Source organism: Enterococcus sp. 3C7_DIV0644, assembly GCF_002141235.1.
GTDB classification, from domain to species: domain Bacteria; phylum Bacillota; class Bacilli; order Lactobacillales; family Enterococcaceae; genus Enterococcus_D; species Enterococcus_D entomosocium.
Genome location: NZ_NGLK01000001.1, coordinates 2527093 through 2541375, shown reverse-complemented (window position 1 = coordinate 2541375; position 14283 = coordinate 2527093). Strand labels below are relative to the sequence as shown.

11 protein-coding genes are annotated in these 14283 nt (G+C 43.3%); 4 read left to right on the top strand and 7 right to left on the bottom strand.

The window, feature by feature from the left end:
- Positions 1-1862, bottom strand: a 1862-nt coding sequence (locus A5877_RS12010; RefSeq protein WP_254907483.1) for a VWA domain-containing protein, incomplete at its 3' end; no start/stop codon positions are given.
- A 207-nt stretch (positions 1863-2069) separates the two neighbouring features.
- On the opposite strand from A5877_RS12010, the gene A5877_RS12005 reads away from it, so the two are divergent.
- Complete coding sequence (locus tag A5877_RS12005) at positions 2070-3569, top strand: helix-turn-helix domain-containing protein (protein ID WP_086316915.1); 1500 nt, start codon at positions 2070-2072, stop codon at positions 3567-3569.
- A gap of 140 nt (positions 3570-3709) precedes the next feature.
- On the opposite strand, the gene A5877_RS12000 is transcribed toward A5877_RS12005, so the two are convergent.
- The 3 genes from A5877_RS12000 to A5877_RS11990 all read right to left on the bottom strand — a co-directional run bounded on the left by A5877_RS12000 (position 3710) and on the right by A5877_RS11990 (position 6636).
- Positions 3710-4273: a hypothetical protein gene (locus tag A5877_RS12000; protein WP_086316914.1), complete on the bottom strand. Its 564-nt coding sequence runs from the start codon at positions 4271-4273 to the stop codon at positions 3710-3712.
- Between the two features lie 144 nt (positions 4274-4417).
- Complete coding sequence (locus A5877_RS11995; protein WP_008378031.1) at positions 4418-5110, bottom strand: response regulator; 693 nt, start codon at positions 5108-5110, stop codon at positions 4418-4420.
- On the bottom strand, positions 5107-6636 hold the full coding sequence (locus tag A5877_RS11990) for a sensor histidine kinase (RefSeq protein ID WP_008378028.1): 1530 nt from the start codon (positions 6634-6636) through the stop codon (positions 5107-5109). Before A5877_RS11990 ends, A5877_RS11995 begins: the two co-directional genes overlap by 4 nt.
- Before the next feature lie 167 nt (positions 6637-6803).
- On the opposite strand from A5877_RS11990, the gene A5877_RS11985 reads away from it, so the two are divergent.
- Together A5877_RS11985 and A5877_RS11980 are read left to right on the top strand one after the other, a co-directional pair.
- A complete protein-coding gene (locus A5877_RS11985; RefSeq protein ID WP_086316913.1) occupies positions 6804-8132 on the top strand; it encodes a 2-hydroxycarboxylate transporter family protein in 1329 nt (442 codons plus the stop codon).
- 30 nt (positions 8133-8162) lie between these two features.
- The gene (locus A5877_RS11980; protein WP_086316912.1) at positions 8163-9329 is read left to right on the top strand and encodes an NADP-dependent malic enzyme; all 1167 of its coding nucleotides are present in this window, start codon (positions 8163-8165) and stop codon (positions 9327-9329) included.
- Positions 9330-9532: 203 nt separating this feature from the next.
- Here the strand turns inward: A5877_RS11980 and A5877_RS11975 are convergent, their stop codons facing one another.
- Both A5877_RS11975 and A5877_RS11965 read right to left on the bottom strand, forming a co-directional pair.
- A complete protein-coding gene (locus A5877_RS11975) occupies positions 9533-11011 on the bottom strand; it encodes a helix-turn-helix domain-containing protein (RefSeq protein ID WP_086316911.1) in 1479 nt (492 codons plus the stop codon).
- A gap of 428 nt (positions 11012-11439) precedes the next feature.
- Positions 11440-12489, bottom strand: a complete 1050-nt coding sequence (locus A5877_RS11965; protein ID WP_254907482.1) for a zinc-binding dehydrogenase — start codon at positions 12487-12489, stop codon at positions 11440-11442.
- A gap of 89 nt (positions 12490-12578) precedes the next feature.
- Between A5877_RS11965 and A5877_RS11960 the strand changes: the two genes are divergently transcribed.
- A complete protein-coding gene (locus tag A5877_RS11960; protein WP_086316908.1) occupies positions 12579-13028 on the top strand; it encodes a MerR family transcriptional regulator in 450 nt (149 codons plus the stop codon).
- Between the two features lie 54 nt (positions 13029-13082).
- On the opposite strand, the gene A5877_RS11955 is transcribed toward A5877_RS11960, so the two are convergent.
- Positions 13083-14246 (bottom strand): hypothetical protein, encoded by a 1164-nt coding sequence (locus A5877_RS11955; protein WP_086316907.1) that lies wholly within the window; start codon positions 14244-14246, stop codon positions 13083-13085.
- Positions 14247-14283: the final 37 nt, after the last annotated feature.

Below are 14283 nucleotides of genomic sequence, written 5' to 3'. Positions count from 1 at the left end.
GTTGTGCTTGGTTCGGTTGTGCTTGGTTCTGTGGTACTTGGCTCCGTTGTGCTTGGTTCCGTTGTACTTGGTTCGGTAATGCTTGGCTCCGTCGTACTTGGTTCCGTCGTACTTGGTTCGGTTTCTTTTTTTGTATTGGTGATTACAAGGGTATCTCCCTCAGTCGTCACACTGCTTTCGAAGCCGTCGGGGATATTGACTTCTTCAACCTGATACACAAAGTCTTCCCCTTGATTGTTGTATTTTGGTAAGTCTGCCATTTGACCAGCAACGGGTATCTTTGTTAATGATGCTTGAAAATCATTGGCTTTTTCAAGGGTCAAACGGTCTGACTGCTGCCAACTGTCTGCTGCCGTAGTGGTGGTTCTTTTGACTTGATAATCGATTTGGTCTGGAATCTCAGCTGCTGAGACATTGACCCACTTTTTGAGAACAGCAAGGGAAACATTGGGTGCCTTGATGGAAGGTATCGGAAAATCCAACGCTTCATCATCGCTTGCTGGTGTTAAGGTCGTACGGCCATTGCACAACACCCACGCCTCTCCTTTAAAATCTGGGGCTTCCGTATTCAAGCGAACTTGGTAGGTCAAGGTCAATTTTTCATTTTCACCTAAGGCTATCCCACTGACGGTAATAGTCTGATCCTTTTCAGAAACGGTTACTCCAGTTGCAACTTCCGGCGCCTCGACCCACTCTCCTTGCGCATTTTTGCGCCATCCGACTAACTGATACTGATCAGCATCAAAATTACCTGCCCCTTGCAAAAGAATGCCCTCTCCCATCGGATCTGTAATCGTCCCGTCAGGGATGGTTTTATCGATATGATTGGCGATTTCTGTCAATGCTGAACCCAATCCGCTCAGGTTTTCATCCGTTGTTAAGTAATTGCTCGGTGCAGACGCCAGATTGCGCCCAATGTATTCCCCTCGTGCGGAAGGCGCCGTTGCTACCGAATAATAGGTAAAACCAGATTTTTTAAGCGCGACGATCGTGCCAAGGGTCTCGTCTGTCACCACAGTGTTGCTAACAGGAATGGCTTGCGAATCTGATGGATTTTTACTTGTCGTATGGTAAGCAGTGGCTGACGTTTGAAATTCTTCAATATAGCTTTCCGTGTGATAACCGTTATAGTCACTGATTGCGCCGGTATTTTGATAAACCGCTGCCTCATCTACTGGCAAATAACTACGATTGGCACTGTCGTCACCGATATGAATAAACAGCTTTTCCGCTTCTGGACGACTTTCTTCCAGTAACAGTTGTTGTCCAGCCAATAAGCCTTTTTGCATAAAAGTTCCAGAATGGGATTCGGCCGTCTCACGCAGAAATTGTTCCAAGTACGCGATATCGGTAGAAAAACCGTTGGTAGTGTAAACTTCTCGATTGTAGGCAACGATCCCGATCCGAATGGAGTCGTTCGCTAGCGAATCAGCTAATTCATTTCCAAACTGTTGCAGCCCCAACAAGGCGTTGGTTAATTTTTCTCCAGTCATGGAGGAAGAATAATCGATCACCATGACCAGATCAACAGGGGTACTGGTCTGATTGCCTTTGATAGCTAACGTTACATCAAATAGTCCTTGGCCCGCAGCTTCTTTGACACTCTTTTTCAGATAAGCTTCATCTGCATAATTGACATAGTTCTCTTCATCAAAAGCAACCCCCGGCGCCTGTCCATACTTGTAGTTGTACGTATCTCCTTGCCCCGTTCCATTTGTCAAATACTGTCCGGTCGCATCAGTTTGATAGTCAAAATCATACGTGGTGGTTTCACTGTTTACAGTCAGACTGCCCATGAGAACCCCCATCAACAACAGGAAAAAAATCCCTGTATACTTTTGCCAACCTCTTTTGTGTTTCATCACTTTCGCTCCTTTATTTCCGCACTGCTTTCCTCAGCAGACCATGAATGCTGAGAAAAGCGAGTCTTTGTCAGAAAACAGTATAGAAGGTTTTGCTGCGAAAAGGAGACAAAAAATTGCTGATTTCATTTACAAAAAAATCACGTTTTTTGTGCTATCATAAGAGAATCGAGTACATAGAGAAACCTTTAGAACGGAGCTTGAATTATGGAACGGTTTTATCCATTTTTTGGACACACTCTCAAGAGAGATATCGACTTGTTGCGGTTTTTGTATCTTCAAAAACGTTTTGTTCCCATTGAAGAGATCAGTCAAGCGTTGGCTTTGGATCGCCGCTCCATCCAAAAAAGCTTCGACACTTTAAGCAAACGCTCGCTTTCCTTACAAGACGATCCCTCACCGCTTTTGGTTGCCAAACACGGCTTTGGGTTATCCTTCATTGGGACTAAGCGAGACTACAAGCGATTGAGTCGGCAGTTGCTGGAAGCGAATCCCTTTTTTTATTTACTGGAAACCCTTTTGCTGCAAAATGAGATCAATTTGATCCAATTCGCCGCTGACCATTACTTCTCCGAATCAACCGTTCGTAAACGAATCTATGCGTTGCAAAAACTGCTTGCTCCATTGGGATTTCAGCTGCAAAAGCAAAAAGGGACGGTTCGACTCGTAGGCAGCGAAGCCCGTATCCGCTACTTTATGATGGTCTTCTTTTGGCGAACATTTGCCGGTCTGCATTGGCCCTTTACTGGTCTTTCTCAGAAAAAATGTGAAACCATCGCACAAGACTTCTACCAAAACAATCAGATTCCCTTTAACCCGATCGAATTGAAAATGACCACATACATTTTGGCTGTCACTATTTTGCGGTTTCGCAAAGGACAACGGATTTCAGCAGAAGCAGTAGCGATCGAAGCCCCTTTGATTGGGGAAGATCTTTCCCTGTTTCAATCCCTGATTGATGAAGAGACCGCCATCTACAATCATTTATCGTCAGAACTAGCGGAACACTTCTTTCTTGATGAGAATGAACGCCGCTTTTGTTTTCTATGGCTAGCATCGAATCTCGATCGAACGTTTGCCGATGCGCAACTGGACGCTGCGTTTTCCCCAAAAAAACCAACGACGAGCATCCAAAAACTTCTCTGGTCGATGACCGCGTTCGCACCAAAATCCGAGTTGACCCGCCCTTGCAAAAGTAGGATCGTGAATACCCTCTTGAATGGGCTTTTGACTGTCGAATTGTTTGGACCGGTCGACCATACATTAGCCGGCTATAATACTGCACAGTTTTTAACAGAACATTTTCCTGATTTGCAAAAGCAAGCCGAAAAGCTAGTGATAAAAACTTCGTTATACCAAAAAGAGCCGCTGAAACAAAGCGGATTTTCTCTTCATGTCGCTATGGCGTGGACGCTGATTTTACCGCCAGCTACTTTTCAGCAGAAAATCAAGATCAAACTGGAAACAGACTTGCCGCTGGCGATTTCGCTGACCATCAGAGAACTGATCAAAGCGCCCTTTCAAGGGTTCTACAACCTTGATATTCGTGATCAGTTTGTCGACGACGACTACGATCTCTGTCTAAGCACTACTCCATTGTCTGAAACCTATGAAAAAGCACCGGTCCTATTGATCAATGCACAAGTCACCCTTCCTGATTTACTAGCAATTCATCAGGCGATTGAAGTATTCCAATCGCAAAAATAATGATTGCTCTGCTCAAATCACTCCAACAAAACGAGACGACGAAGTAATGAAAGCAGGTACTTCGTCGTCTCGTTTTGTTTCATTCATTCAATACAGTATTACTTTTATACAACCAATAGTTAAATCTGTTGCTAGTTCCTTTAACGAAAAGGAACACTCGAGTGTTGCAACTGGATTCGAACGTTGCCGTCTTCATCCAACATATACCCAAATGTATATTCGACCTTTACCTCTTCTCCGGTCTCACCGGATGTAAAATAATAATTTCCTGAAGAAAGTGCTGTATCACCATTTAGAATCGTATCGTGATTGACAAAGCGTACATTTGTCCACGGCTCTAAAGCAAACCCGCTGTCTTCTTCAATATCACCACCAACGAAATAAGACAAGGCTTCTTCCTTTGTTGAGCGGAAAGGAATTTCAGCAGCTTTCGTCGGTTTAAAAAGGACTGTTCCTTCATCAAATGCATACAACGTATCAAGGGTTTCTTTAGCTTGTTCTTCTGCAGCTTCCTCACTCTGCGTACTTGCTTCCCCAATAGCTACGATGCTCTCAGCCCAAGCTTCTTGTGCTTCTTCGATTGCAGCGAGAGTGATCGTTGGCACTTCAACCGTATCTGCTTGTGCTATGTCGTCTTCATTTTGAGCCCCACACCCTGTTAAAGTAACTAAGATTATTGGTAAAATCAGTGTTTTTTTATTCATTTTATTCCTCCTTCTTTATCAATCAGTCTAATAAAGAATAGGTTTAATTGAAATAATAATCATAAAATCTTAACAAAAATAGAAAAATACTCGTATTTTGATTATTAAATGCATTTATCGCAGCTGATAATGAGAGCTCATTTTTCAATCCGTTGTCTGCTTTTCTGCATATGTCAAAAAATACTGTTTATACGGACGCCCAATTTTTGTATATACATTTTCACTGCGAATGGCTTTGGTCTTTTCTAAGTGGGCGACATACTTTCTTACCGATACATGGGACAATGCGCAAGCTTGCGCCAATTCTTGGACTGTAAATGGCTGTTTGATGGTACGAATCGTTTCTTGGATCAGCTGAAGCGTGTCTTCTGTCAACCCTTTTTCTAGTTCGATCCACGGACTTTTTTGGTTTCCCTGCAGCAGCAGATCGATTTGTTGCTGAGCGATCCGTGGATGTTTGAGGCTTTCCCGTCGTTGCTGAAATACTTGGATACTTTGGGCAAATCGTTCGAAGGAAAACGGCTTGATCAAATAATCCAACATCCCCAAATGTAGGCTTTGGCTGATCAATCGTGTTTCATCGGCAGCCGTGATCATGATCACATCCACAGCCTGTTGTTGTTCCCGTAATGTTTGCAACAGCTCCAAGCCATTGCCATCTTTCAAATGGATATCCAGCAAGAGCAGCTCAATGGTTTCTTTTTGCAGCATTTCTTGTGCTTCTTCCACTGTTTCCACCGAAAAAATTCGCTCAAAAACCGCTAAACGTTCTAAATAGCTGCGATGAATAAATTGAACCATCGGATCGTCTTCAACAATCAAAATATTGGCTTTCATAGCTGCTCCTTCCGATAATCATTCGTGATCGTCACTTCTAGGACGCCTTGCGCTTCCTGAAAAGTGATCGTCCCATTGACTTCATGCAGTAATTGCTGAAAATAGCCTACTTGCTGTAAAGTCACTTGTTCCGCTGGTGTCAACATTTCTTCCGCTAGCTGCCAACTCGTTTGCAACTGATTTTCTTGGTACTCGATTTTCATAAATACCTCTTGAGTCAAATGCTTTTGCAGCAAAAGATGATGTATATATTGATAAAGGTTTAATAAGACTTTGGTTTCATGTGCAACGGCCCCTTGGGGAATCTCTGGAAAAATTTCTAACAACAGCTGGCATTTCTTTTCTAAAAATTTTTGCCGCTCGCCAATCAAAAACCCTGCCAACAAAGGGTTTTTAATAAGAATCGCTAACCGATGAGCAAATTCTTTCTCTGGTTTCAAAATATCATCCAAATAGATCGTCAACTCTTCATAGGCTTCTAAGTCCACCAAACCATAGATGACATGCAGCTTGTTCATAAATTCGTGGGCTTGACTTTGCAGTGCCGTCGCATAGGCTGTCGTATTTGCCAACTGATCCGCAATAAATAAAGACTCTGTCGCATTTCTTAGAAAAATAATATGCCCTATCTGCTGATTTCTCACGATGATCGGCGCCGATGAAAAGACATAGTCCTGCCCTTCTTGCTGTACTAACCGCTCTTGCTTCTTGTCAAAATCGACGTGCTGCAAAGCAGGCAAGATCGTTAGCAGGGATTGGCCAACCAAGCCATCTTCTGATGCAGTAGCAAGCGGCAATGCCGTGGCAGCTCGATTTGCCAGCAAGATGTTCTTCGCTAAGTCTAAGACAAAAACAACATCCTTGGTTTCTTCCAGCATACTATTGCGTTCTTCTAACAAACGTGAGATTTCTTGCGGTTCCAGATTATGCAGTTGTCGTTTCAAATAAAATGCCACGAATAATGCAATCCCCCCGCCTAATAGCAAACTGATGAACAATGCTTTCCGATAGCCTTTTTGCGATAGTAAGATTAGCGATTGCAGTGAAGTCATTTTAATCCCTAATGCCACGACGCCAAGTTGTTCTCCATCTTCTTTCACTGGAACGAACCCACGTAAGGACTGTCCTAAGGTGCCGTTGCCAATGGAGAGAGACTCCTTGCCTTCAATTGCCGGTGTTTCATCGCCACCAGTAAAAGGTTGACCAATCTTTTCAGGGTCTGGGTGCGTGATCCGAATAGCGTCTTGATCCATCAAAACAATAAAATCCAACCCATAATTTTTTGCTAATTCATTGGTATATGATTGCAACTGGGGACTGGCTTTCTTTTCCCGCAGTGCTTGCTTGACCTCCGCTTCTGATGCTAACTGACGACCGATCGATAGCAGCAGCGTTTCTTCATCCCGGTGCATTTGCTCTTTTTGTTCCATCATCATCAGTACATAAAATAATGTTAGAACGATACATAAGGTACTGGTAAAAATTCCTACTAACAGCACCCACAGCCGAACTGGCCGCTCTCGCATAGTCGTTCCTCCTCAATTGCTAATAAGCGTTCATTACACGCTCATTTTAACATAGGAATCTTTTTCCGAAGGTCTTTTTTTAAGTTGTATTTAATTAAATTAGTTAAATAATCTTCTTTGTTTGTGAGCGCTTCCTTATACTGGAAACATCCAAAGGAGGTATTTGAATGAAACAAGTCGTCGCAAAACAACCCGTTGTTGAAAAAAAGCAAACCAAAGCAAAGTGGTGGTCTTTCTATGTTGGTTCCGTTCCTTTGCCCGTCTATCTGGTAATGTCTGCCATTATCTTGATTACTGCTTTTCTACAGCAACTGCCTGTCAATATGTTGGGGGGGTTCGCCGTTATCCTAAGTTTAGGCTGGTTATTAGGAACGATTGGTGCCAACATCCCCATCATCAAGAATTTTGGTGGTCCCGCTATTTTTTCTTTGTTGATTCCGTCAATCCTGGTCTTTTTTAATCTCATCAATCAAAACGTATTGGAATCAACTAATATCTTAATGAAGCAAGCAAACTTCCTTTATTTCTATATCGCCTGCCTGGTTTGCGGCAGCATTTTAGGTATGAATCGCAAAATCTTAGTCCAAGGGTTGATGCGAATGATCATTCCTATGATGTTAGGCATGGTCTTAGCGATGGGCGTAGGTACCCTTGTCGGTGTCCTGTTAGGGCTAGATTGGAAACACACTTTGTTCTTTATTGTGACTCCTGTTTTAGCCGGCGGTATTGGGGAAGGAATCTTACCACTTTCCTTAGGCTATAGTGCCATCACTGGTTTAGGTAGCGAGCAATTGGTCGGTCAGTTGATTCCAGCCACTATCATCGGCAACTTTTTCGCGATCGTTTGTACTGGCTTGTTGACTCGCTTAGGGGAACAAAAACCGAAGCTTTCAGGAAAAGGCCAACTCGTCAAAATGAGTGATGGGGATGATTTGAAAGATGCGTTGGTTGAAGATCAATCACCGATCGACGTCAAATTGATGGGTGCCGGTGTGCTGACCGCTTGTACGCTCTTTATTCTCGGCGGTTTGCTGGAACACGTCACTGGGTTTCCTGGACCTGTTCTCATGATCGTAGCAGCCGCTTTCTTGAAATACTTGAATGTCGTACCAAAAGAAACACAAAAAGGATCAAAACAGCTTTACAAATTCATCTCTGGTAACTTTACATTTCCACTCATGGCAGGATTAGGACTGCTTTATATTCCTTTGAAAGATGTCGTCGGTATGCTGACCTGGCAATACTTTTTAGTCGTTATTAGCGTTGTTTTCACTGTGATTGCCACGGGATTTATCGTTTCTCGCTTTATGAACATGTACCCCATCGAAGCAGCCATCGTTTCTGCTTGTCAAAGCGGAATGGGTGGAACCGGCGATGTCGCGATCTTAAGTACCGCCGACCGCATGAATTTGATGCCATTTGCCCAAGTAGCTACACGTTTGGGTGGCGCGATCACGGTTATCTCAATGACCGCACTTTTACGACTATTATTTTAATTGTTTGAAATCGGAAGGGAGAAATCAAGAATGTCAACGATGAATGTCAAAGAAGCAGCTATGAAACAAGCCAAGGAAAATGGGGGCAAATTAGCCGTCGTTTCTAAAGTCACTATTGATTCAAAAGAAGATTTAAGTATCGCCTACACCCCAGGAGTCGCAGCTGTTTCATCAGCAATTGCTGAAAACGAAGAACTCGCCTACACCTTGACCACTAAGAAAAATACTGTCGCCGTGATCAGCGATGGCTCAGCGGTGTTAGGTTTGGGCAATATCGGTGCCAAAGCAGCTATGCCGGTCATGGAAGGCAAAGCGGCCTTGTTCCAGCGCTTTGCCGGAATCGATTCGATTCCGATCGTCCTAGATACGCAAGACACCGAAGAAATCATTCAAACGATCAAAGCGATCGCACCAACCTTTGGTGGGATCAACCTAGAAGATATCAGCGCCCCTCGCTGCTTTGAGATCGAACGACGCTTGATTGAAGAATTACCGATCCCCGTGTTCCACGATGACCAGCACGGAACTGCCATCGTGGTATTAGCCGCTTTGATCAATAGCCTGAAGCTGATCGACAAATCCTTTGAAGAGGTCAAAATCGTGATCAACGGCGGTGGTTCTGCTGGCCTTGCCATTACCCGAAAATTTTTGGCTGCTGGCATCAGACACATCACTGTTGTCGACAAAGCAGGGATCATTTCAGAAACGAACCATGAACTTGCGCCCCATCACGCAGAAATTGCCAAAGCCACCAATCGTCAACATCTAACAGGAACACTAGAAGATGCCCTCAAAGGAGCAGATGTCTTCGTAGGCGTTTCAGCTCCCGGTGTGCTGCACCCTGAGTGGATCAAAACGATGGCAGAAAAACCAGTGATTTTTGCTATGGCGAATCCAACGCCAGAGATTTTCCCTGATGAGGCACTAGCAGCTGGCGCCTTTATCGTCGGTACTGGTCGCAGTGATTTCCCTAACCAGATCAATAATGTCTTGGCCTTTCCGGGAATCTTCCGAGGCGCATTAGACGCTCGAGCAAGAGACATCACGATCGAGATGCAGATCGCAGCAGCACAAGGGATCGCTAGTTTGATCCCCGAATCAGCATTGACTCCAACCACTATCATTCCAGATGCGTTTCAGCCTGATGTCGCTAAAGTCGTGGCAGAAAGCGTGAAGAATGCGGGGAAAAAAGATTAAATAGATTGGTATCATTAGTGACTGCAGCGCTAGTTGTTTGATACCAATAAAATGAAAAATAGCTACAAAAATGTACCGACTAAGAAAACTAGTCGGTACATTTTTGTGTCGGATTTTACAGATAATCGAAAGTTTCCTCCCAGAAGACAGTCCGAAAAAATACTCCCTAACTTCCCATTCACTATTGCTTCACTTGGTTCACTTCACAGAGGGCACTCTTTAGTTTGAGGATACAATCGACAAATCACACGCTCCCAATCTTTCTTCGTTGGTATGCTACTTAACAAGATATAATCATCCGTCAAACCATAATCCAGGATATAGGGACGATAATTTGTGACGATCAAAACCTTCTGGTCCGCTTTTAATCGTTCTTCTGTTAATTCGTGCAATGAAAGAAAAATGACTTGATACTTGTTTGCAAAGAGCCGAATTGCTTGTAGTCGAATCATTTGAACGACCATTGAGTCCCCTTCTATAAGAAACAAAATATTTTTTTTCGGTTGATAATAGTCGCGTAGTAAATCACTTACCGTTGTAAAACTGATAGCAATATCTTCCATAAATTCTGTCGCAAAAGCTAACTCTTCTTTGTACTTTTCCAAAAATGCTTTATTTTTGTAGTAAGACTCTCGATGGTATGTTTTTATTGAGGCGACTTCTTCAGCTTGTCGCTTGTTCAAAGATGGACAAATCACTTCATTAAGTTTTCTAGACACCAGAAAGGAGATTAGATAATCTTCTAGCAGTGACTGATCCCAGCCCTTAAATTCGGCACCAGCAAAATACGCTTTTACGATCGGCTTCACTTCTGGCCAGAAATTAAATCGAGCTAGAAAAGTTTTTTCTCGATCGTATTGATTGATAGTCCGCGTACATATAATCATGTAGTGAAGCCAAGCAAGTTCTTCTTTGGGTAAAGATACCCCATACTCTTTGAAAATGACTTCTTTCAGAATCTCTAGCAATTTAAAATCATTTTCTTGATAGACAAGCTCTTTTGCCCAGTCAGGAATCGAAACATAGTGCTCCTTTTGCGCCCGTACAATCGTTATATACAGCAGTGAATAAAAAGCCGAGATCGTCAAGCCAGTCCCTACTTCATATTTTCCCAATTTATCAGAAAGTCCCTTTAGAATTACATGATGCAGGCCTTCTGGTGGTCTGATCGTATAGGGGGTGGGCTCCCCTACATAGTAAAAATCAAAAAAGAATTTACGAATATTTGCTTCATCGCCTACCAAAGTAACCGGTGTGAAACTTAGAGAAAGTCCATACTCTTTTAAGGCTGGTTGCACACGTGCAATAAACCTTCGTAATGTTGTTTCCGCATAATTGTATCGATAAGCCAATTCATTCAGATCAACTACTTCTCCATAAAAAATGTTCCCAATGATTTCAAATAAAACTTCCTGATTTAATAGCTGCTCTTTTTTTTCTTTAAAGAGAACACGATTTCGTTCTTCGAAATGAAATCCGCTATTACCTGATACCAATTCAATACATTCGCCAAAATGCTCTTTGATCAAGCGTAGGTCTTTCACCAATGTCCGCTGAGAAATAGCCAATCGCTCAGAAAGAATCCCAACTTTAAAAACTTGTTCTCGTTCAATAATCGTTAATATCTGCATCCAACGCTTTGTACTCGGACTTGTAATAAAAGACATCTGAAGTTCCCTCATGCCATCTCTTCACTCATTTCCTTTTCTGACTTGGCTCTATTCATTCTACCATACAACAGAAACCCCTTTCTTCGCTACGTCAAATGAACTTCTTTCTAAAAACATAAGATGTGGCACGAAACATCCATTGTCAGAAAAGTTCGCTTTTGCTTTTTTGAACTTGCTGCGGGCTTTCTTTCAATCCATAGCAAGGCAAGCACCATTCTTTTCCTGGATCAAATGATAGCACTGCGACACGCGACAAATAAGAAAAGTGCTGACACCCATGTATACACACAACCTTTTGCCTGTGCGCAACAGATTTTCTATTGCAGATTCAAATAAAAAAGCTTAACACCTCGTAGATGTTAAGCAGAATCAGCTATCATTCTATGTTTGTTCAATACTCGGTGCCCGATTTTCATTTGGTATTCTTCTCTGGATCGGATTTAAAACCTCACAACCGCTTTGACCAATGGATCATCTTCTAACGTTTGGCGTTCTAGCACCTCTTGCAGTTTTTCCAATGGGTATTCATCCGTGATATATTTTGTGGGATCGATCATGCCACTAGCAATCAAGTCGATCGTTTGTTCAAACTCTTGGCGGGTGCATGAAACGCTGCCGATGAGCTTGATTTCCTGCAAGACCAACCGATTTAATGAAAAAGGAATTTCGGGAGCAACGGAATTTCCGATCGCCACGATCGTTGCACCAGGACGAGCAGCCTCAATGCACGTCGCTAAGGAACTGCTGGAACCGACTGCTTCAAAAATCAAATCGAATCCACCAGCAGAGGCGTCTTTCAATACTTCCCCACGTTTTGGATCCTTGGCATCAAAGTAGTCATCAAAGATTCCCAATTCCTTGGCTTTCTCAATTTTTGTATCGTTGATTTTGGACATGGCCACATAAGAAGCCCCAGCTTTTTTGGCCAATTCGCCAATCAATTGCCCAATGATCCCACTTCCAGAAACCAAGACTTTGTCATTTAACTTAATATTGGATTTACGGACGGCATGATAGGCAACCATCAAGGGATCAATCAAGCTAGCTGCTGTATCTGAAACTGTATCTGGCAATTTATAAGCATTGGACGCTTTTCCGACAAACCGTTCGGCATAGGCGCCATTGCAGACAAAGCCGATATAATTGGTGCCATTTACTTCCCGACACAAATGCTCTTGCCCTTTTTGGCACATATCACATTTCCCACAATAAAGATTGGCCCAAAAAGCAACGCGATCGCCGATTTTAAAGGAACTATCGCCTGCATCCGTCACGACACCGCAAAACTCGTGACCCATGATAAAATCGGACTCCCCTGTTTTGCCCCAACCTTTCCCTGCTTGCCACATATGCACGTCACTGCCGCAGACGCCGCAAGCTGAAACTTGGATCTCGATCAGTCCTTCTTCCACTTTCGGCACAGGTACTTGTTTGACCTCGATCGTTTCTGGTCCTTTTAATACAGCAGCTTTCATGTTTTTTTCTGTCATCTCTGTTTCCTCCTCATTGCTTTTTCCTTTGCTTACTGTCATACTAACATTAAAGTTAACTTTAAAGTCAACGTTAAGGAGTGAAAAAAATGACCTATACGATATCCCAAGTTGCGAAAGCCTTAAATATCCCCACGTCAACCATCCGCTATTACGACAAAGAAGGCCTTTTGCCGACGTTAGCGCGCAAAGAATCTGGCTACCGTTTATTTTCAGATACCGAAATTGAGATGCTGGAATTGATCGAATGTCTGAAGGAAACAGGCATGACCATTAAAGAGATCAAAGATTATGCACAATTGACACGCCTTGGTGATGACTCGCTGCAAGAACGCCATAAAATGTTTCTTGAACAAAAAAAAGCGCTGCAAGCGCAGATAGACGCTTTGCAGCAATCGATGGCGTTGATCGACCATAAGTGCTGGTATTATGAATCAGCGATCGCAGCCGGTACAGAACAAATCCATTTCCCAATCAAAATGTCGTTGAGAAACAAAGAAAAGTTTCAAGCGATCACCGCCCAAAGCGAAGAGCGCTAACGTTATGTAACGTTCACAGGACTATCTGCCTGCTTCTAGTGATCCGAAGCAAACCTATTCTTGGTACTTTTCAAATACTTGCTTGTCTGCTAGTGAATAGACTTGTTCATACAAATAATCAAAGAGAGTATTCATGTTCTCTTTCGTATCGCTCACTTCATCAAGGATCTCTTTTGCCGTACGATGGGCGATATTCAAGCGCATTTCAGCGTTGTAGATCATCCGTTCTGCTTCAACCTGCGCTTCTTCAAGTGTCCGGTCTGCTTTCTTTCTAGCAAACAGCAAGATCTCTCGCATCTCCGCTTGAAACTGCTGATTTTCTTTTTGTAACTCTTGGTTTTCTTTTTGCAGCTCATTGACCGCTTTGCGAAGCGCAGCGGCTTCTTCTTCCTGAGGGCCTCGAGCCTGCTCCTCCAGCTGTGCTTCTTTTTCAGCGAGTTGGTTAGCCAAATTTGTGATGACCTCTTCTTTTTGGAGCAGCAGCTGTTTTTGTTCTTGGGCTTTGCTTTCATACCATTGTTTTTCTCTTGCCCAATCCAAGCGTTCAAAAATCGCTTTTTCTTTCACTTGCTGGATATCCGACTGTGAGCGATGCAAGGTTTCTGCATGGAGCCGCTTTTCAAGTTCTGTGATTCTCGTTCGTGCCAACACTAACTCTTGATGGGTTTGTTCAAAGCTCATATCTGCTGGTGAGACAGGCGCCAGCTCCATCTGCTCCCCGTTCGCTTCCTCGGTAAACGCTTCAAAAGAGCGTTTTTCTTGATAGCTAGGCAAGGGCGCATTGACAGTTTCATTACGCTTTTTGGTGCTTTTACGCTTTCTCTTCCCTTTACTGCTTACAGGATGTGGCATGCCAGTTTCTGAGGACCAGAGTTGCGTCGAGTGCTTAGGCGATCCTTCTGGCTCCAATCGTTCCTCTAGTTCCGCTTGTACTGAAGGAGACGGTGCCGGCGCCTGTCCACTTCGTTGCCCTTGTTTTTTGCCTTTTTGGGGTTTACTACTGGTACCCGTCATTTCTTGATCATTGCTAGTAGCTTTCTTTTTTGCGGTATCGGCGAAGGCTTCTTTCGACGGTCCATTGGCAACAGCTGTCTCAGCGGTTCTGTTTTCTTTCTCATACGTTTCTTCAAATCCTTTTAATTCTTTCAATGACACTTGGTTCATTTCGTCGAATAGCGTCTGAGCAGAAAACCACCCACGTCCCTTCTTCTTACTCATCCCTTGAATCCCTCCCTTTCGTCAATAACTCTTTTGA